The organism is Verminephrobacter aporrectodeae subsp. tuberculatae (assembly GCF_026127385.1).
GTDB lineage: Bacteria > Pseudomonadota > Gammaproteobacteria > Burkholderiales > Burkholderiaceae_C > Acidovorax > Acidovorax aporrectodeae.
Genome location: NZ_QZCX01000001.1, coordinates 1,418,439 through 1,437,666 on the forward strand (window position 1 = coordinate 1,418,439; position 19,228 = coordinate 1,437,666).

The following is a 19,228-nucleotide window of genomic DNA, read 5'->3' on the forward strand; positions in this document are numbered from 1 at the left end:
GGCTTGTGTATAAAGAGATGGCTCAGACCTTCTCGTCCGAGAAGCTCAGGTGCCAATGGTGCCGGTGATCGGGATCGGGCCTGACATTCGTTGGCTTGTCCGTCCATGCACCCCAGCCGGGAATATCGGCTGACCCGGCGGCCGAGGCGGCCGAGGCGGCCGGGAATTTCCCGTGGACAAGTGCCTCTTCGATGAACGAGTCTCCGATATAGATGATGCGGGTTTTGTGATGACGCGCCTCAAACGCAAGCATGGTGCGATTTTTGATAATCCAATCTTGCAATGCTTTCAATTTTGGTTTTGGTATTATGTTGTTTTTCACCTCGGACGAGGCGGCGTAGATCAGTTGCTTGATGTATTCGCCATTATTCGCCCCGCCCAGCGCTTCGCTATAGCCACCTTGGCCGTCGGCGTAGCGCATGTCGATCTGCTGGCCATCGCTGTGGCCTTTATGCTCGAGAATTGAACCTCCGGCGCTGGTTTGGGTGACATGCTGGCTGCTGATGTCGTTGAAGGGGTAAGGACTGGCGAGAAGCTTTTCGATGGTTCGTGCGGTAGCCCACGAATCGCCGCCATTATCGCGCAGGCCATAGCGTCGGCCGGACAGGCCTTCAACCTCTCCTGCAAGGTAGAGTGGCTTAAATTCATTCCTTCCATCAGAAAATGCGACCCGCCCACCCGCCGCGGGATCGGAGCTCACCTCGACGCCCCCTACACTGCCTTTGAGACGGACCGTGATGGCCACCTCTCCCCTTTCCCTGGTCCCTTGATCAGGGAAGATGGGCAGAGAAATTCCAGGGAACTTGATCTGACCAGGCGTGCTGGTATGATTTTGCGTCAACAGATTGACGGTGGAAAAATTCGGGGGAATGCCCCCCGTGCTACCCGAAATCAGTCCATTCATCCCCACGTTCACTTCGGTGATGTTCGCATCGGCTGGCGAATACTTGATTTCAAGCGGAATCGTGTTGGTGTTGTCGCTGCTGCCTTTCGGGATTGACAGGTAGAGACCGGCCAAGTTGCCCCTGGTCCCATCCCCAATGTTTTTCGGGGAAATTACCGGTTTGGAATTCTTGTTCGGCGACAGGAATTTGGCCGAAGAGACTTCGATTTTGGCCGACGAACTTTTAAGCTTCCTGCATTCCAGCGTCAGTTCAACCGTCGTGGTGATTGGCAGAAGCTTGTCGCCGATATTCGTTGCGCCCACGCTGCCGCTGATGCTCAGAGCAGCGTTCTGGGTCTGCTCGGCCACGTCTACGCACATGGTCTTGGTCATGCGGCCCTGGATATCATGATGACGCACTTCGTTTATCACCCCGCTGGCCGAAAGCTGGGTGTCCGGAAGTCCCACGACAGAGTACGACCAAGAATCGGTGTACTTTCTTTTCTTTGGTGGACGCTCCCCGGATTGCAGACGTTTCTCGGCCAGTTGCCTCATTTCGGCCATGCTCATGACGGGGTAGAACAGAGACTCCTCGGCAAACACGGTAATCTTGACGCCAACGCTCTCGGTGCCGACCGGCACCATGAAGTCAATCTTCTTGTTCACGGGTTGGTCCTGCTCGACCGCAGTGGCGCTAAAGACCGCGCGATCGACCCCCTCTGCGGAAAGCGGAGCCGATGGCGCCGAGCGCTTGGTCGCGGGGACGCTGCGTGCGGGGGGCCCCTTGCCGTCTTGCGTCACGCTGCTCCTGGCAGCCAGCGAACCCGAGGGCGTTCGCTTTGCGGCTGTCTTGGCGCCGGTATCGACGCCCAGGCCCGACGGGACCACCATGGAGACTTGGGCCTGCGTGCTGTCTTCGTAGATCGGAAAACTGATTCTGATGGCATTCGGATAGTCTAGGTCGCTCAAGGTCAGAAAATAGACGTCGGGCAATACGCGCTCGAACGCAAAGGCGCCATTGGCATCCAGCACGGCGACGGCCCGCATCCGCGTATGGACCCCTTCGAGCAAAACCTTGCGGCCCGCCAGCGAACTGACCGGATCGCCCTGCTGCGAGAGCAACTTGCCCGACAGCCGCGCATCCGCCTTCATCACCCGCGTGTAATAGTTAGCCGTAAAATCCTTGCCGTTGGCCCTGGAACTCAAGGTCAGTGCCAACTCAAAGTCGCCCTTTGGCAGCATGCCCAGTATTCGCTGCATGGTTGGACCCGAGATTGAAAGGCTGGAATCTTCCGGATTAAAAGACCAGAAGTCATCCAACTTCACCAAGAGGTTATAAGCTCTTTCGGCGGTGGCGACGGTGATCTCCCCTCTGCTGCGGTCCTTCAGATCCGGCGCGGACAATCCTTTCACCCTGAAAGTCAGTGGAGCACCGGTCAGTGCATTGTCTGGCCCCAGGCCCTCGACGGTCAGTTCCGGGCGCGGCGGGAACTTGCCGGGCGTGTGCTCGTACGCCTCTACGACAGTCGGCCGCGGGGACCTGAGCAACAGATGGCGCACCGACATGGTGGCGCCACTCCTGATCTCGAACGCCGCTTCCTGATCCTCCCCGGTGTCGCCGGGGGTGGAAAAGCGCAGTTGCCCGTCCTTGAGCAAGGCGTCCGATACGGCGCCCGAGGGCGTGACCTGGTCGGCGCCCGCAGGAAGGTCCAGTTCCTTGAGCGAGAGAGAGATCACTTGCGCCGGACCAACATCGGAACGATCGATTCTTCCCACGGGCGCGGGCTCGGGCGCGGACGCTGCGTCAGGCGGCTGCGTCTGCACGCCGTCCCCGTCTCCGCAGGCGGTCAGCAGGGCGCCGACCAGAAGCATGAGGGTGAGCAAAGTTTTTATCATGACGGACTCCTTTGTTGGAACACATGATTGACGGTACTTTCGTATGGCGTTATTGCATGACGGGTATCACGGCCAGCCGCTGGGGCCGCTACCGGATTGCAGCGGCCCCGGCGAGCGCAAAACACTTGCGGTTGCGCCGGCACGCTCAGACATTCTCGTCCGAGAAGCTCAGGTGCCAATGGTGCCGGTGATCGGGATCGGGCCTGACCTTCCCTGGCATGTCCGTCCATGCACCCCAGCCGGGAATATCGACTGGTCCGGCGGCCGAGGCGGACGGGAATTTCCCGTTGACAAGTGCCTCTTCGATGAACGAGTCTCCGATATAGATGATGCGGGTTTTTTGATGACGCGCCTCAAACGCAAGTATGGTGCGGTTTTTGAGAATCCAATCTTGCAATGCTTTCAATTTTGGTTTTAGTGTGACGTTGTTTTTCACCTCGGACGCGGCGGCGTAGATCAGTTGCTTGATGTATTCGCCATTATTCGCCCCGCCCAGCGCTTCGCTATAGCCGCCTTGGCCGTCGGCGTAGCGCATGTCGATCTGCTGGCCATCGCTGTGGCCTTTATGTATGAGAATTGAACCTCCGGCGCTGGTTTGGGTGACATGCTGGCTGCTGATGTCGTTGAAAGGGTAAGGACTGGCGAGAAGCTTTTCGATGGTTCGTGTGGTAGCCCACGAATCGCCGCCATTATCGCGCGGGCCGTAACGTCGGCCGGACAGGCCTTCAACCTCTCCTGCAAGGTAGAGTGGCTTAAATACATTCCTTCCATCAGAAAATGCGACCCGCCCACCCGCCGCGGGATCGGAACTCACTTCGACGCCCCCTACACTGCCTTTGAGACGAACCGTGATGGCCACCCCTTCCCTTTCCCTGGTCCCTTGATTAGGGAAGATGGGCAGAGAAATTCCAGGGAACTTGATCTGACCAGGCGTGCTGGTATGATTTTGCGTCAACAGATTGGTGGTGGAAAAATTCGGGGGAATGCCCCCCGTGCTACCCGAAATCAGCCCATTAATCCCCACGTTCACTTCGGTGATGTTCGCATCGGCTGGCGAATAGTTTATTTCAAGCGGAATCGTGTGGGTGTTGTCGCTGGCTCCTCGTCGTTTCGTGTGGAAACCAACATGCACAATAGCCGCTGGTAGTGGATGCTGGAGGACAGGTCGTCTTGGGCCTGTCCACAGGTCCACCAAGTTGATGTTGAACATGGGAGTGTCTGATGGGTGTTGAACTGGAAGCGCTGTTCACCAATGCGCTGGGCCTGCAAGCGCCGTGGGTTGTCGAGAACGTCAAGCTCAACACCACCGACCGCCGGATCGACTTCGAGATTGGCTGCCAAGGCGCTGGCTTGGCGTGCCCGGCCTGTGGTGCTGGAGCACAGCCCATTCATGACCGGCTGCTCCGCTCTTGGCGTCATCTGGACTTCTTCCAGTTCGAGACCTGGCTGCATTGCGAGGTGCCGCGCATCGCGTGCAGCGACTGTGGCAAGACCACGCAGATGCTGGTGCCCTGGGCCCGTCCAGGCTCGGGCTTCACGGCGGCCTTTGAAGCATTCGCCTTGGCCCTGTGTCGTGACTTGCCGGTGAGCCAGGCGGCGGCATTGCTGCGCTGTTCTGACAAGCAACTGTGGCGGCGCATCGAGTTTTATGTCGAGCAAGCCCGCGCCCAAGAACGTTTTACGGATGTACGCACTGTGGGCATCGACGAGACCAGTATGCGCCGGGGACAGAACTACATCACCGTCGTGCATGACCTCGATGCCAAACGACTGCTGTTCGCCACCGAGGGACGCGATCACAAGACGGTGCTCGATTTTGTTGACGATCTGAAGGCCCATGGTGGCGACAGCGAGCAGGTCAAGCATGTGTGCATGGACATGAGCGCGGCCTACGCCAAGGGAGTGGGGTTGGCGTTGCCGCAGGCGCAGATCAGCTACGACCGGTTCCATGTTGTGGCGATGGCCATGGATGCGATGGACCAGGTGCGGCGCACGGAGATGGCACAGGACGCCCCGGCGGTGCGAGAAGCCTTGGAGTCGGCAGTTGACAACGATGAGCACAAGACGCTCAAGCAACTGATGTGGGGGATGCGGCGCAACCCCGAAAGCTGGAGCGCCAAGCAAACCGACGCAATGCATTGGTTGCAGCGCTCCATGCTCAAGAGCGCGCGGGCGTGGCGGTTGAAGATGGCGTTGCGCGCGGTGTATGCGAGGGCCAAGGAGCACAACAGCGAACAGCAGGCGAGTGTCGAACTGCAGGCTTGGTTGAGCTGGGCGTTCAGATGCCGGCTGGAGCCGTTCAAGAAGCTGGCCAGAAGCCTCAAGGAACGCTTTGCTGCGGTGGTGCGCGGCATGTTGGGGCATCGCAGCAACGCCTACGTGGAGGCCATGAACGGACTCTTGCAGCAGGCCAAGCGCGCAGCCCGTGGGTTCCGAACGAGCGACAACTTCATCACCATCGCCTACCTGCGCATGTCCAAACTCAAGCATCTGCCTGTCAGCCCGTTTGCGCCCGTTGGGGGCACATGAGGTTGTTGTGTTCCACACGAAACGACGAAGGGCCTTGTCGCTGCTGCCTTTCGGGATCGACAGGTAGAGACCAGCCAAGTTGCCCCTGGTCCCATCCCCAATGTTTTTCGGGGAAATTACCGGTTTGGAATTCTTGTTCGGCGACAGGAATTTGGCCGAAGAGACTTCGATTTTGGGCGACGAACTTTTGAGCTTCCTGCATTCCAGCGTCAGTTCGACCGTCGTGGTGATTGGCAGAAGGTCGTCGCCGATATTCGTTGCGCCCACGCTGCCGCTGATGCTCAGAGCAGCGTTCTGGGTCTGCTTGGCCACGTCTACGCACATGGTCTTGGTCATGCGGCCCTGGACATCATAATGACGCACTTCGCTTATCACCCCGCTGGCCGAAAGTTGGGTGTCCGGAAGTCCCACGACAGAGTACGACCAAGAATCGGTGTACTTTCTTTTCTTTGGTGGACGCTCCCCGGATTGCAGACGTTTCTCGGCCAGTTGCCTCATTTCGGCCATGCTCATGACGGGGTAGAACAGAGACTCCTCGGCAAACACGGTAATCTTGACGCCAACACTCTCAGTGCCGACCGGCACCTTGAAGTCAATCTTCTTGTTCACGGGTTGGTCCTGCTCGACCGCAGTGGCGCTAAAGACCGCGCGATCGGCCCCCTCTGCGGAGAGCGGAGCCGATGGCGCCGAGCGCTTGGTCGCGGGGATGCTGCGTGCGGGGGGCCCCTTGCCGTCTTGCGTCACGCTGCTCCTGGCATTCAACGAACCCGCGGGCGTTCGCTTTGTGGCTGTCTTGGCGCCGGTATCGACTCCCAGACCCGGCGGGACCACCATGGAGACTTGGGCCTGCGTGCTGTCTTCGTAGATCGGAAAACTGATTCTGATGGCATTTGGATAGTCCAGGTCGCTCAAGGTCAGAAAATAGACGTCGGGCAATACGCGCTCGAACGCAAAGGCGCCATTGGCGTCCAGCACGGCGACGGCCCGCATCCGCGTATGAATCCCCTCAAGCAAAACCTTGCGGCCCGCCAGCGAGCTGACCGGATCGCCTTGCTGCGAGAGCAACTTGCCCGACAGCCGCGCGTCCGCCTTCATCACCCGCGTGTAATAGTTAGCCGTAAACTCTTTGCCGTTGGCCCTGGAGCTCAAGTTCAGTCCCAACTCAAAGTCGCCCTTTGGCAGCATGCCCAGAATTTGCTGCATGGCCGGGCCCGAGATCGAAAGGCTGGAATCTTCCGGATTAAAGGACCAGAAGTCCTTCAACTTCACCAAGATGGTATTGGTTCTTCCATCGGTGATCCACCCTCTGCTACGGTCCTTCAGGTCCGGCGCGGACAATCCTTTCACCCTGAAAGTCAGTGGAGCGCCGGTCAGTGCATTGTCTGGCCCCAGGCCCTCGATGGTCAGCTCCGGGCGCGGCGGGGACTCGCCAGGCGTGTGCTCGTACGCCTCTACGACAGTCGGCCGCGGTGACCTGATCAACAGATGGCGCACCGACGTGGTGGCGCCGCTCCTGATCTCGAACGCCGCTTCCTGGTTCTCACCGGTGTCGCCGGGGGTGGAAAAACGCAGCTGCCCGTCCTTGAGCAAGGCGTCCGATACGGCGCCCGAGGGCGTGACCTGGTCGGCGCCCGCAGGAAGGTCCAGTTCCTTGAGCGAGAGAGAGATCACTTGCGCCGGACCCACATCGGAACGATCGATTCTTCCCACGGGCGCGGACGCTGCGTCAGGCGGCTGCGTCTGTACGCTGTCCCCGTCTCCACAGGCGGTCAGCAGGGCGCCGACCAGAAGCATGAGGGTGAGCAAAGTTTTTATCATGACGAACTCCTTTGGAACACATGATTGACGGTACTTTCGTGTGGCGTTATTGCATAACGGATATCACGGCCAGCCGCTGGGGCCGCTACCGGATTGCAGCGGCCCCGGCGAGCACAAAACGCTTACGGTTGCTCCGGCACGCTCAGACCTTCTCGTCCGAGAAGCTCAGGTGCCAATGGTGCAGGTGCTCGCGTTCGGGCCTGACAATCCATGGCTTGTCCGTCCATTCACCCCAGCCGGGAATAGCGACTGACCCGGCGGCCGAGGCGGACGGGAATTTCCCGTGGACAAGTGCATCTTCGATGAACGAGTCTCCGATATAGATGATGCGGGTTTTGTGATGACGCGCCTCAACCGTAAGCATGCTGCGGTTTTTGAGAATCCAATCGTTCAATGCTATCATTTTTGGTTTTGGTGTTACGTTGTTTTTTACCTCGGACGCGGCGGCGTAGATCAGTTGCTTGATGTATTCGCCATTATTCGCCCCGCCCAGCGCTTCGCTATAGCCACCTTGGCCGTCGGCGTAGCGCATGTCGATCTGCTGGCCATCGCTATGGCCTTTATGTATGAGAATTGAACCTCCGGCGCTGTTTTGGGTGACATGCTGGCTGCTGATGTCATTGAAGGGGTAAGGACTGGCGAGAAGCTTTTCGATGGTTTGTGCGGTAGCCCACGAATCGCCGCCGTTATCGCGCGGGCCGTAGCGTCGGCCGGACAGGCCTTCAACCTCTCCTGCAAGGTAGAGTGGCTTAAATTCATTCCTTCCATCAGAAAATGCGACCCGGCCACCTGCCGCGGGATCGGAACTCACCTCGACGCCCCCTACGCTGCCTTTGAGACGGACCGTGATGGCTACCCCTCCCCTTTCCCTGATCACTTGATTAGGGAAGATGGGCAGAGAAATTCCAGGGAACTTGATCTGGCCAGGCGTGCTGGTATGATTTTGCGTCAACAGATTGACGGTGGAAAAATTCGGGGGAATGCCCCCCGTGCTACCCGAAATCAGCCCATTAATCCCCACGTTCACTTCGGTGATGTTCGCATCGGCTGGCGAATAGTTGATTTCAAGCGGAATCGTGTGGGTGTTGTCGCTGCTGCCTTTCGGGATTGACAGGTAGAGACCAGCCAAGTTGCCAGCCAATTTGTTGATCAATTCGTCACGGGTATTACCTCCAACTCTTATCGGGGAAATTACCGGTTCGGAATTCTTGTTCGGCGACAGGAATTTGGCCGAAGAGACTTCGATTTTGGCCGACGAGCTTTTGAGCTTCCTGCATTCCAGCGTCAGTTCGACCGTCGTGGTGATTGGCAGAAGCTTGTCTCCGATATTCGTCGCGCCCACGCTGCCGCTGATGCTCAGAGCAGCGTTCTTGGTCTGCTTGGCCACGTCTACGCACATGGTCTTGGTCATGCGGCCCTGGATATCATAACGACGCACTTCGCTTATCACCCCGCTGGCCGAAAGCTGGGTGTCCGGAAGTCCCACGACAGAGTACGACCAAGAATCGTTGTACTTTCTTTTCTTTGGTGGACGCTCCCCGGATTGCAGACGTTTCTCGGCCAGTTGCCTCATTTCGGCCATGCTCATGACGGGGTAGAACAGAGACTCCTCGGCAAACACGGTAATTTTGACGCCAACGCTCTCGGTGCCGACCGGCACCATGAAGTCAATCTTCTTGTTCACGGGTTGGTCCTGCTCGACCGCAGTGGCGCTAAAGACCGCGCGATCGACCCCCTCTGCGGAGAGCGGAGCCGATGGTGCCGAGCGCTTGGTCGCGGGGATGCTGCGTGCGGCGGGCCCCTTGCCGTCTTGCGTCACGCTGCTCCTGGCAGCCAGCGAACCCGAGGGCGTTCGCTTTGCGGCTGTCTTGGCGCCGGTATCGACTCCCAGACCCGGCGGGACCACCATGGAGACTTGGGCCTGCGTGCTGTCTTCGTAGATCGGAAAACTGATTCTGATGGCATTCGGATAATCCAAGTCGCTCAAGGTCAGAAAATAGACATCGGGCAATACGCGCTCGAACGCAAAGGCGCCATTGGCGTCCAGCACGGCGACGGCCCGCATCTGCGTATGAATCCCCTCAAGCAAAACCTTGCGGCCCGCCAGCGAACTGACCGGATCGCCCTGCTGCGAGAGCAACTTGCCCGACAGCCGCGCGTCCGCCTTCATCACCCGCGCGTAATAGACAGCCGTAAACTCTTTGCCGTTGGCCCTGGAACTCAAGTTCAGTCCCAACTCAAAGTCGCCCTTTGGCAGCATGCCCAGTATTCGCTGCATGGCCGGGCCCGAGATCGAAAGGCTGGAATCTTCCGGATTAAAAGACCAGAAGTCATCCAACTTCACCAAGAGGTCATAAGCTCTTTCGGCGGTGGCGCCGGCGATCCACCCTCTGCTGAAGTCCTTCAGGTCCGGCGCGGACAATCCTTTCACCCTGAAAGTCAGTGGGGCGCCGGTCAGTGCATTGTCTGGCCCCAGGCCCTCAATGGTCAGTTCCGGGAGCGGTGGGGACTCGCCGAGCGTGTGCTCGTTCGCCTCTACGTCAGTCGGCCGCGGGGACCTGAGCAACAGATGGCGCACCGACGTGGTGGCGCCACTCCTGATCTCGAACGCCGCTTCCTGATCCTCCCCGGTGTCGCCGGGGGTGGAAAAGCGCAGTTGCCCGTCCTTGAGCAAGGCGTCCGATACGGCGCCCGAGGGCGTGACCTTGTCGGCGCCCGCAGGAAGGTCCAGTTCCTTGAGCGAGAGAGAGATCACTTGCGCCGGACCCACATCGGAACGATCGATTCTTCCCACGGGCTCGGGCGCGGACGCTGCGTCAGGCGGCTGCGTCTGCACGCCGTCCCCGTCTCCGCAGGCGGTCAGCAGGGCGCCGACCAGAAGCATGAGGGTGAGCAAAGTTTTTATCATGACGGACTCCTTTGTTGGAACACATGATTGACGGTACTTTCGTATGGCGTTATTGCATGATGGGTATCACGGCCAGCCAATCGATTCATGCAACAACGCCCTGACCACCGACGCTGCGCTGAGGCAGGTGGAGCGCGAGAAACGGATACGCACGACTGGCATATCGCCCCTAAGGCAAACTCTGTGCCAGGTGGTAAAAAACCGTTTTATATCAAGGACTTGGATCGCGTCTTCGATATCAGCAGCTGCAATCCCTGTGGTTTAGCCGGCAAATCGGGGATTTTGTGTCACTATTTGGCGACAGGAGGTGACAGGTTGACAAGGGATTGACCGATTTGCAGAAGGTAGTTCATGTTGCCATGGGGCAAAATGAACTCTTGCAATGGCAATAAATACCATATGAATCAATCAGTTATCCCTGTTTTCTCGGATAAGCCTTCACGGCTTCATGCGTCCATCCAGCAGGTCGTTGTTCATGTCGCCATCTGGCGACAAGAAGGACTGCGTGGGCAAGGAATTGGCCGGCTTGTGGACGGCAATTCATGTTGCCATGGGGCAAGATGAACGGCTTGCAATGGCAATAAATTCCATATGAATCAATCGCTTAAGCCCTGTTTCTCAGATAAATCGTCACGCCTTCAGGCGTCCGGCCGGCATGATCGTGGGCCTTGTCGCCATTTGGCGACATGGTGCGAGCCAGAGGGGACGTCATGGCGGGGATGGGCCCGCACGATGGCACACCGTTGTGCCGCTATTCGCGGGGCAGAACACTGGCGCTGGCACGGCTCAGTATGTCTCCAGATGCAGACGCCCTTCGCGCGCGAGCGTCTGCCCGAGCCGGTCCCAGTCCATTACTTGCGCGACGCCGAGGGCTACTACACCTGCGCGGGGCGCAGCGACGACATGCTCAAAGTCAGCGGCATGTACGTTTCACCGGTCGAGGTCGAGGCGACCCGGGTGCAGCACGCCGCGGTGCTCGAGGCGGCGGTAATCGGCAAGCAGGACGCCGACGGCCTCATCAAACCAAAGGCGCTCGTGGTGCTCAAGGACGGCCAGACGGCGACGCAGGACGAACTCAGAGCCTTTGTGAAAGAGCGCCTGGCGCCGCACAAGTACCCCCGTTTCATCGAATTCGTAACCGGCCTGCCCAAGACGGCGACCGGTAAGATTCAGCGCTTTCGGCTGCGCGAGGTGCAAGGGCCGTGCCCGTCGCCCCAATAATTCACAAACAGGAGACAAGGATGATGCACACACGCCGCCAATTCATGCACCAGGCCGGCTGCGCCACGGCGCTCGGGGCCTTGTCCCCGTTGGCCGCCCGGGCCCAGGCGATCGGGCAGGTGAAGATCTTCTATGGTTTTCCCGCGGGCAGCGCCGGCGACAGCGTGGCGCGCAGGGTCGGCGAAAAGCTCGCGGGCTCCGCCTACACCCGCAATTCGGCGGTGGTGGAGAACAAGCCCGGCGCGAGCGGGCGGATCGCGTTGGAAGTGCTCAAGGGCGCTCCCGCGGACGGCACGGCACTCGTGCTGGCGCCGTTCTCGTGCACCACGATCTATCCCCATATTTACAGCAAGCTGAGCTACGACCCGGTGAAGGATTTCGCGCCCGTGTCCATCGGCGCGATCATGCACCACGGGCTGGCCGTGGGCCCGCTGGTGCCCGCTTCCGTGAAGACGGTCAAGGACTTCCTGGCCTGGGCCAAGGCGAACCCGGGGCAGGCCAACTATGGATCGCCCGCAGCCGGATCGAGCACGCACTTCATCGGCGCCCTGCTCGGTCTGGACAGCGGGGTCGAACTCAGGCACGTGCCGTATCGCGGCTCCATCCCCGGCGTGACCGACCTGGTGGGCGGGCAGGTCACGGCCATGGTCGCGCCCAGCGGGGACTTCATCCCGAACCACAAGGTCGGCAGGCTGCGGCTGCTGGCCACCTCGGGCAAGGCGCGTTCCCCGTTTTCGCCCGAAGTGCCGACCTTTGCGGAGCAGGGCTTTGCCGGGTTGACCGTCGAGGAGTGGTTTGGTTTCTACGCCCCGATCAAGACGCCGGCCAGCGTCGTCGCGGCCGCCAGCGCGGCGATCAACGCCGCCATCAAGGAGAAGTCCGTCGTGGACAGCCTGGCCGTCGTCGGACTGATCGCCAAGGGATCGACCCCGGCCGAGATGCTCGCTTCCCAGCAGGTGGAGTTCGAGCGCTGGGGGCCGCTGGTCAAGAAAATCGGTTTTAGCGCCGAGTCCTGAAGGGGGGATTCCAAGGCCCAGGCGGATGCGCCCGGGTTGTTGTGCTGAACGACAGGGGGTCGTGTGGTGGAGGGGGTGATGTTGGGGACGGGTTCACATGTCTTGCCAGATCATCCAGCCAATGCCATAGAGGACGCCGAGCAGCACGCAGATCAGCAACAGCCACAGGAACAGGTACCAGATCAGCTTGATTAGCACGGCGGTCTTGTTCAGCCCATAGATCATGCCGCTGATACCAACGATCAGAAGGCTGAAGCGCAGCCATTTTGGCCAGCCCACGACGAAACTCGACAGCGCGAAGTAGATCAGTGCACCACTGAACAGCAGGGCGAAGAACCCGGACCGGAATGCGCGTACGTCGTCGTTTTCGTTGCTCTCGGCCGTGCGCAGCGACTCCTCCTCCTCCTCGTAGGGCGCGATGCTGCCATCCGGGGGGCTGAAGCCGGCAGGCGCAGGTGTCGCCGTTGCGGCCTGCTCGGCGGCGTCATCCGCTGCGCGGCGGTTGAAGCGTGTACCCATCAGGGCTCTCCCGTTGTGGTTTATGAAAAAAAGTACCTGCTCCGTTCCGAAGTCCCTGGCCTGGCCCATCAACCAAAATCAGCCCTCTTGGGGAGTGGCTGATTGCGTTGGAGCCGGGTAACTATTGCATCAGAAATTATGGTTTATGGAGAGAGGTCAAGCCAAGCAGTTACGAAAAAATCCCGAAATCGGCGCCACTGCGGACGAACACCGGGGATGCAAGCAGACCCCCTACCATGCGCTCGCCCATGGCCCTGCGCCCCTCTGCGCGCTGCGTCGGCGAATGGCTGGAGCGCTGGGCGCGTGAGACCCCGCAGGCGCTGGCGTTGGCGCAGCGCGACGCGCGTGGGGAGCACTGGTGCCGCGTGAGCTATGGCGAGTTGCGCCGCGACGTGGGGGCGCTTGCCCAGTCCCTGCTTGATCTGCATCTGCCCGCTGGCCGGCCCATCGCCATCCTTTCGGACAATGCCATCGACCACGCCGTGCCCATGCTCGCGGCCATGCACGTCGGGATCACGCCCTGCTTCGTCTTTCCTTCGGCCACGGGGGTGGCGGACAGCAGCCGGCTGGAGCAGGCGCTGCGCGCTGCCCCACCCGGGCGCTCGTGCTGAGCGCGCCGCCCGACCCCGACGCGGGCGAGATCACGGACAAGGGCTACATCAACCAAGGCGCCGTGCTGCTGCGCCGCGCCGGGGACGTGGCCGCGCTCTACGCCAGCCCTGCGGCCCCGGGGGTCATCACCGCATGAGCGGAGGGGCGGCGCTCAGGAGCGCCAGGGGTGCGACAGGCTGCTCAGCAGCGCCAGCGTATGGCAGGCGGTTCCCGCTGCCACGAACCCATGCCAGACGGCATGCGCGTAGCGCACCGTCGCGTCGAACGCAAGAAAGACCAGCCCCAGCGTGTAGGCCGCCCCGCCAATCACCAGCCACGCGGCGCTGACCGCGGGCACGTGCCCCATCAGCGGCAGCGCCGCGAGCAACACCAGCCAGCCCATCACGACGTACAGCGCCGTTGACAGCAGGGGCGACGCGAGCCGCGACAGTACCTTGAGCGTGAACCCTGCGGCCGCAGCCAGCCAGACCAGGGCCAGCCCGATCCCGTTGAACAGGCTGTCGTCGGGCGAGCCGAGCGCAAAAGGGGTGTAGCTGCCCGCGATGAACAGGTAGATGGCCGCGTGGTCCAGTTTCAGGAAGCACTGCTTGAATCGCCCCGGCGGCAGGGCGTGGTAGATGGTGGACGCAGCGTACAGCAGGGCCATCGTCACCACGAAAACCAGCACGCCCAGGTAGCTCGCGCCCTGGACATGTCGTGCCGAGCGCAGCAGTTCGGGCACGACCAAGCAGGCGCCGAGCAGGGCCACGCCGTGGCTCAGGCTGTTCGCGGCCTCCTCGTGCGCGTCATGCACGCCCTGGGAGCCTGGCATCAGTCCTGCGCAAGGGCCGGTGCGTCCTCGTACGCCCATCCATCCGTGCGCGGCAGATCGAAGCGCAAGCCACCCCGCTCATCGAACAGGTCATCCAGCAACCACTGCAATCCCAGCCATTTCCACAGCATGGTGCGCCCTTTCCAAAGTCCCAGAGGGGGGTTGAGAATGCTGGACAGGCTAACGCCGGTGTGTGACGGTTTTGCGGCATCTGGCGCAATCCGGGCCGTCGCGCGCGCCGTGCGGGAGCGCGTTCACGGGCCCGGCGCCCCCGTGATGTAGTTCTCCAACTGCTCGATGATGAATTTTTGCTCGGAGATGATGTTCTTGACCAAATCACCAATCGAAACCATCCCCACGAGCTTGCCATCGTCGACCACCGGCAGATGGCGCACGCGGTTCGCGGTCATGAGCTGCATGCACTGCTCGCTGGTCTGGCTGGAGCGCACGAACATCACCGGGGTGGTCATGGCGTCGCGCACCAGCGTGGCGGCCGAGGTGCGGCCCATGAGCACAATCTTGCGCGAGTAGTCGCGCTCGGTGAGGATGCCCACGATGGCGTCGTGCTCGGTCACGAGCAAGGCGCCAATGCCCTTTTCGGCCATGCGTTTGAGCGCGTCAAACACCGACGCCGTGGGCGCAATGGTGTGCACGGTGGGGTCGGGTTTGGAGTGAAGAATCTTGGCAACCAGGGTCATTGAAGCCTCCTTCGTGCAGACCGGAGTAAATCACACGAAGGAATTTCAGCCTATAAGCCCTCCCGGCGCAACCCGTGCAAGCCCGGCAGCGTGGCTGCATTGCCATGCCCCACGGGTGGGAAACTCCCAATGCACCACGGGGGTGCGGTCATTACAGTCACGCCACTCGAAAAGCGCGCTGCGTTCGCTCAGTGTGCCCAAACGAGGAGTTCGAGGAGACAGTTTTTCCAATTTCCAAGCAAATTCCAGGCATCCGACGAGGTGCGTGTTCCCTTCAGGCGCTGGCGATCCCAGCGCCTTTTTCTCGTGCGCACCCGGCCGGTGCGCAGGAACCGGTGGGCCTGGGCCGGCCGCGCGTTTCTGAAAACTCCCAGCACAAATATTCAAGCAAGCCAAGAGAAATCTCCCTTGGAGAAGTTGCAAAAACCACAATCCGCCTGCGACTATGTCGTAATGTGAGTTCTAATGCTTTTCAATTACATACGCGCCGGGCGTCCTGGTTTTTCCTGCCTTCCTGCGCTTCGGCACGGGTGGCAACAAGCCGGGACCACGGGCACCCGGGCCGGACCCGTAAACGCATGCCAATCACCGAGGAACTTCCATGACCATAATTTCCGCCACCATCACGCTGGCCGACAGCAGCCTGTGCGTCGGCAAAACCACCCCCGTGACTTTCCGCTTCAGCGAGGCCGTCAGCGGCTTCACGCGCGACGACGTGGACCTGAGCGACGCCAACGGCACGCTGGGCGCGCTCACGGCGAGAGCAGACGGCAAAACCTGGAGCGCCACCTTCACGCCCACGGACGGCGTCGAGGATTCCAGCAATACCATCCGGGTGAACATGGGCGGCGTGACCGACGCCGCAGGCAACACCGGCCAGGGCCAGGCCCGCAGCGAGAATTTCAGCGTCGATACCGGCGGGGGCCCCCTGTGGCGCCGGGGTGTGCTCGCGGACAACAAGCTCAGCGCCGGCGAATCCACCACCCTGACCATCGTCTTCTCCGAAGCGCTGAATCGGGACAGCTTCACGCTGGGGGACCTGCGCACCCATCCTGCGGGCAGGGGCACGCTGTCCAACCTGCGCAGCAGCGACGGCATCACCTGGCAGGTCACGCTCACGGCGCCAACGACCGGCGACGCATCGGCCAGCAACGCGGTCGTCTTCCACAATTCGGACGTGACCGACGTCGCGGGCAACGCGGGCTTTGGTTTCGACATGTTCTCGGACTACTACAGCATCGACACCCAGCGCCCCGTACTGGCCAGCGCCACGGTGAGCGCCTTCCAGCTGGTCCTGCGCTACACCGAAGACGACGCCCTGAGTGCGGCCCCGGCGCATGTTCCGGCCAACGCCGCCTTTGCGGTACGGGCCAATGGAGCGGCCAACGCCGTCACCTCCATCGCCGTGGACGCCGAGGCCAGGACCGTCACGCTGACGCTGGAGCGCGCCGTGACAGCCGACCAAGCGGTGACGGTCCGCTACACCGCGCCGAGCACCGGGAACAACGCGATACAGGACGCCGCAGGCAACCACGCGGCCAGCACGCAGGCCCTGTCAGTCACGAACAACAGCTCCGGCGGCCCGCGCGTGCTCGCCGCGCTGGCCGACAGCCGGCTCATCGCTGGCGAAACCACTACCGTCACTTTCAACTTCAGCCAGGCTGTCACCGGCTTCACGTCCGATGACCTGGACCTGGACGATGCCGCGGGCCAGCTGGGTCCGCTGACGGCGCATGCCGGCGGCAGAACCTGGACGGCCACCTTCACGCCCACAGCCGGCACCGATGCGGCGAACAACACCATCCGTGTGAACCTGGGTGGCGTGCGCAACGCCGCAGGCAGCGCCGGCCAGGGCTGGGCCGACAGCGAGCATTTCAGCATCGACACGAAGCGGCCCGCATTGGCCGAGAGTTGGTACCGTGACGCCCAGCTCAGCGCCGGCGAATCCGCGACCCTTGTCCTGCGCTTCTCCGAAATGCTGGATCACGACAGCTTCACGCTGGAGGACCTGCAAATCGATCCGGGCAGGGGCACGCTGTCCAGGCTGCGCACCTACGACGACATCACCTGGTTCGTCACGCTGACGGCGCCGACAAGCGGCGAATCATCCACCGACAACCGGGTCCGCCTGCGCGAGAGCGGCGTGACCGACGTCGCGGGCAACGCGGGCGGTCGCGATCTTGCGCCGACGAGCAGCAGCTACAGCATCGACACCGAGCGCCCCGTGCTGGGCAGCGCGACGGTGAACGCCTCCCGGTTGGTGCTCGGCTACACCGAGGCCACCACCCTGAGTGCGACCGAGAACCACAGACCGGAGAACAGCGCCTTTGCGGTACTGGTGAACGGCACGGCCAACGCCGTCAGCTCCGTCGCCGTGGACGCCCAGGCCAAGACCGTCACGCTGACACTGGCGCGCGGCGTGACGGCCAACCAGACGGTGAGCGTCAGCTACACCCAGCCCACGATCGGCAACGGGGTGCAGGACGCGGCAGGCAACGACGCAGCCAGCTTTGCGGCCATGGCGGTGGACAACCGCACACCGCCAGCGCTGACGGGCATCCTGGGCAAGGCCGTCGTTCTCCGGCGCACCGCCATGACCGTGAAAGAGCAGAGTTTGGAGACCCCCGGCCCCGATGGGGCAGCCACCGCAGCCAGCGACGGCATCGAGGACGGCACCAGCGTGACGCTGGTGGCAGGCAGCCAGGACGGCAAGATCGCCGCGGGCAGCGATGCGCGCGTCACCCGCCTGGAGCAAGAGGACGCCCCCGCCCAGTTGCCCAAGGGGATGGAGATGCCCCTCGGTCTGGTGCGCTTCGACGCAACGCTGGCCGCAGGCCGCAGCAGCGAGCCGTTCAGCCTGTACGTGGACCCGGCGCTGGACGCCAACGGCTACTGGGTCAGGGACAACGCAGGCACCTGGGTGAACCTGGCCAGCGAGCCCTATGGCGGCAAGATGGCCATCGAAGGCGGGCGGCTGCGGCTGGACTTCTCGATCCAGGATGGCGGACCGTTCGACGCCGACGGACGGGCCGACGGCAGCGTCACCGCCTCCGGCGCCGCAGCGCGCATGCCCTTGTCCATTGCGGGGCAGACGCAGGACGTGGAGCATGGCGGGATCTGGATCTGAATTCAGCTGTCCTTGCTGACCGAGATCGTCGGGAAGCGGCTGGAAAAATCCTTGGCCTGTTCGGCGATCTTCAGCGCCACGCTGCGCGCCACCTTTTTGTAGATTTGCGCCGCTTCGCCGTCGGGGTCGGCGACCACGGTGGGCCTGCCGCTGTCGGCCTGCAAGCGGATGTCCATGCTCAGCGGCAGCGCGCCCAGGTAGTCCATGCCGTAGTCGGCCGCCATTTTCTTGCCGCCGTCGGCGCCAAAGATGGGCTCCACGTGGCCGCAGCGGCCGCACACGTGCGCCGCCATGTTCTCGACGATGCCGAGGATCGGAACGCCCACTTTTTGAAACATCCGGATGCCCTTTTTCGCGTCGAGCAAGGCAATGTCCTGCGGCGTGGTCACGATCACGGCGCCCGTCATGGGAACGCGCTGGCTCAGGGTGAGCTGGATGTCGCCCGTGCCGGGCGGCATATCGACGATGAGGTAGTCCAGGTCGCGCCAGCGGGTCTGGCGCAGCAACTGCTCCAGCGCCTGGGTGGCCATGGGGCCGCGCCAGATCATGGCCTCGTCCTGATCGACGAGAAAACCGATGGACATGACCTGCACGCCGTAGTTCTCCAGCGGCTCCATGGTCTTTCCGTCCGCGCTCTCGGGGCGGCGGTTGATGCCCAGCATCATGGGCTGGCTGGGGCCGTAAATGTCGGCGTCGAGCACGCCCACGCTGGCGCCTTCCGCGGCCAGGGCCAGGGCCAGGTTCGCGGCCGTGGTGCTCTTGCCCACGCCCCCCTTGCCCGAGGCCACGGCGACGATGTTCTTGACCTGGGGCAGAAGGGGCACGCCGCGCTGCACGGCGTGGGCAATGATCCGGGTGCGGATATCGACCGAGACGTTCCCGACCCCCGCAACGCCCTTGGCCGCGGCCACCAGGCTGCGGCGCAATTCGGGCAGCAGGCTCTTGGCGGGGTAGCCCAGTTCCACGTCGAAGGCCACGTCGCTGCCGTCGATGCGCAGATCGCGCAGCGCCCGGGTGCTGACGAAATCCTTGCCCGTATGCGGGTCCTGCACGCGGGAAAGCGCGGCCAAAAGGCTTTGTTCTGTGACTGCCATGCAAATTCACTCCTGTGGGGCGGTGGGGCGCAGTCTATCGAAGCGCCCGGCCTCGCACATTCTTCACGGCACCGTGCCGCCGAGCCGGATGGGCCG

General features: G+C 62.0%; 13 protein-coding genes and 1 pseudogene. 6 read left to right on the plus strand and 8 right to left on the minus strand.

Features of this window, described 5'->3' with window-relative positions:
* Positions 1-22: 22 nt before the first annotated feature.
* Positions 23-2,779 (minus strand): hypothetical protein, encoded by a 2,757-nt coding sequence (locus D5041_RS06205; protein WP_265284106.1) that lies wholly within the window; start codon positions 2,777-2,779, stop codon positions 23-25.
* A gap of 145 nt (positions 2,780-2,924) precedes the next feature.
* Complete coding sequence (locus D5041_RS06210) at positions 2,925-3,989, minus strand: hypothetical protein (protein ID WP_265284107.1); 1,065 nt, start codon at positions 3,987-3,989, stop codon at positions 2,925-2,927.
* A gap of 11 nt (positions 3,990-4,000) precedes the next feature.
* Here D5041_RS06210 and D5041_RS06215 point away from each other — a divergent pair, with 11 nt between their 5' ends.
* Positions 4,001-5,308, plus strand: coding sequence for an ISL3 family transposase (locus D5041_RS06215; protein ID WP_265284108.1), 1,308 nt, complete (start codon positions 4,001-4,003; stop codon positions 5,306-5,308).
* A gap of 1,960 nt (positions 5,309-7,268) precedes the next feature.
* On the opposite strand, the gene D5041_RS06220 is transcribed toward D5041_RS06215, so the two are convergent.
* Positions 7,269-10,034, minus strand: a complete 2,766-nt coding sequence (locus D5041_RS06220) for a hypothetical protein (protein ID WP_265284109.1) — start codon at positions 10,032-10,034, stop codon at positions 7,269-7,271.
* A gap of 852 nt (positions 10,035-10,886) precedes the next feature.
* Between D5041_RS06220 and D5041_RS06225 the strand changes: the two are divergent.
* Positions 10,887-11,255, plus strand: a pseudogene (locus D5041_RS06225) (AMP-binding enzyme); the annotation flags it as partial.
* Between the two features lie 23 nt (positions 11,256-11,278).
* Positions 11,279-12,271, plus strand: coding sequence for a Bug family tripartite tricarboxylate transporter substrate binding protein (locus D5041_RS06230; RefSeq protein WP_265284389.1), 993 nt, complete (start codon positions 11,279-11,281; stop codon positions 12,269-12,271).
* 93 nt (positions 12,272-12,364) lie between these two features.
* On the opposite strand, the gene D5041_RS06235 is transcribed toward D5041_RS06230, so the two are convergent.
* Positions 12,365-12,790: a hypothetical protein gene (locus tag D5041_RS06235; protein ID WP_265284110.1), complete on the minus strand. Its 426-nt coding sequence runs from the start codon at positions 12,788-12,790 to the stop codon at positions 12,365-12,367.
* A 236-nt stretch (positions 12,791-13,026) separates the two neighbouring features.
* Here D5041_RS06235 and D5041_RS06240 point away from each other — a divergent pair, with 236 nt between their 5' ends.
* Both D5041_RS06240 and D5041_RS06245 read left to right on the plus strand, forming a co-directional pair.
* Positions 13,027-13,401: an AMP-binding protein gene (locus D5041_RS06240; protein ID WP_265284111.1), complete on the plus strand. Its 375-nt coding sequence runs from the start codon at positions 13,027-13,029 to the stop codon at positions 13,399-13,401.
* A complete protein-coding gene (locus D5041_RS06245; protein ID WP_265284112.1) occupies positions 13,395-13,538 on the plus strand; it encodes a hypothetical protein in 144 nt (47 codons plus the stop codon). The genes D5041_RS06240 and D5041_RS06245 overlap by 7 nt, the downstream gene beginning before the upstream one ends.
* Before the next feature lie 15 nt (positions 13,539-13,553).
* On the opposite strand, the gene trhA is transcribed toward D5041_RS06245, so the two are convergent.
* The 3 genes from trhA to D5041_RS06260 form a co-directional block, all read right to left on the minus strand.
* On the minus strand, positions 13,554-14,213 hold the full coding sequence (trhA, locus tag D5041_RS06250; protein WP_265282572.1) for a PAQR family membrane homeostasis protein TrhA: 660 nt from the start codon (positions 14,211-14,213) through the stop codon (positions 13,554-13,556).
* Complete coding sequence (locus tag D5041_RS06255) at positions 14,213-14,344, minus strand: hypothetical protein (protein ID WP_010110371.1); 132 nt, start codon at positions 14,342-14,344, stop codon at positions 14,213-14,215. The genes trhA and D5041_RS06255 overlap by 1 nt, the downstream gene beginning before the upstream one ends.
* A gap of 123 nt (positions 14,345-14,467) precedes the next feature.
* Positions 14,468-14,911 (minus strand): CBS domain-containing protein, encoded by a 444-nt coding sequence (locus D5041_RS06260; protein WP_265284113.1) that lies wholly within the window; start codon positions 14,909-14,911, stop codon positions 14,468-14,470.
* Positions 14,912-15,512: 601 nt separating this feature from the next.
* On the opposite strand from D5041_RS06260, the gene D5041_RS06265 reads away from it, so the two are divergent.
* A complete protein-coding gene (locus tag D5041_RS06265) occupies positions 15,513-18,038 on the plus strand; it encodes an Ig-like domain-containing protein (RefSeq protein WP_265284114.1) in 2,526 nt (841 codons plus the stop codon).
* Between the two features lie 2 nt (positions 18,039-18,040).
* Here the strand turns inward: D5041_RS06265 and apbC are convergent, their stop codons facing one another.
* Positions 18,041-19,132 carry an iron-sulfur cluster carrier protein ApbC gene (gene apbC, locus D5041_RS06270; protein WP_265257958.1) on the minus strand — a complete coding sequence of 364 codons (1,092 nt, stop codon included), beginning with the start codon at positions 19,130-19,132 and terminating at the stop codon, positions 18,041-18,043.
* Between the last annotated feature and the right edge of the window lie 96 nt (positions 19,133-19,228).

Bases quoted from the DNA above. Each gene is read 5' to 3' on its own strand.
- D5041_RS06210 (WP_265284107.1), bottom strand. From the start codon at position 3,989: ATGTTCAACATCAACTTGGTGGACCTGTGGACAGGCCCAAGACGACCT.
- D5041_RS06260 (WP_265284113.1), bottom strand. From the start codon at position 14,911: ATGACCCTGGTTGCCAAGATTCTTCACTCCAAACCCGACCCCACCGTG.
- D5041_RS06265 (WP_265284114.1), top strand. From the start codon at position 15,513: ATGACCATAATTTCCGCCACCATCACGCTGGCCGACAGCAGCCTGTGC.
- D5041_RS06240 (WP_265284111.1), top strand. From the start codon at position 13,027: ATGCGCTCGCCCATGGCCCTGCGCCCCTCTGCGCGCTGCGTCGGCGAA.
- D5041_RS06230 (WP_265284389.1), top strand. From the start codon at position 11,279: ATGCACACACGCCGCCAATTCATGCACCAGGCCGGCTGCGCCACGGCG.
- trhA (WP_265282572.1), bottom strand. From the start codon at position 14,213: ATGCCAGGCTCCCAGGGCGTGCATGACGCGCACGAGGAGGCCGCGAAC.
- D5041_RS06255 (WP_010110371.1), bottom strand. From the start codon at position 14,344: ATGCTGTGGAAATGGCTGGGATTGCAGTGGTTGCTGGATGACCTGTTC.
- D5041_RS06220 (WP_265284109.1), bottom strand. From the start codon at position 10,034: ATGATAAAAACTTTGCTCACCCTCATGCTTCTGGTCGGCGCCCTGCTG.
- D5041_RS06235 (WP_265284110.1), bottom strand. From the start codon at position 12,790: ATGGGTACACGCTTCAACCGCCGCGCAGCGGATGACGCCGCCGAGCAG.
- D5041_RS06215 (WP_265284108.1), top strand. From the start codon at position 4,001: ATGGGTGTTGAACTGGAAGCGCTGTTCACCAATGCGCTGGGCCTGCAA.
- D5041_RS06205 (WP_265284106.1), bottom strand. From the start codon at position 2,779: ATGATAAAAACTTTGCTCACCCTCATGCTTCTGGTCGGCGCCCTGCTG.
- apbC (WP_265257958.1), bottom strand. From the start codon at position 19,132: ATGGCAGTCACAGAACAAAGCCTTTTGGCCGCGCTTTCCCGCGTGCAG.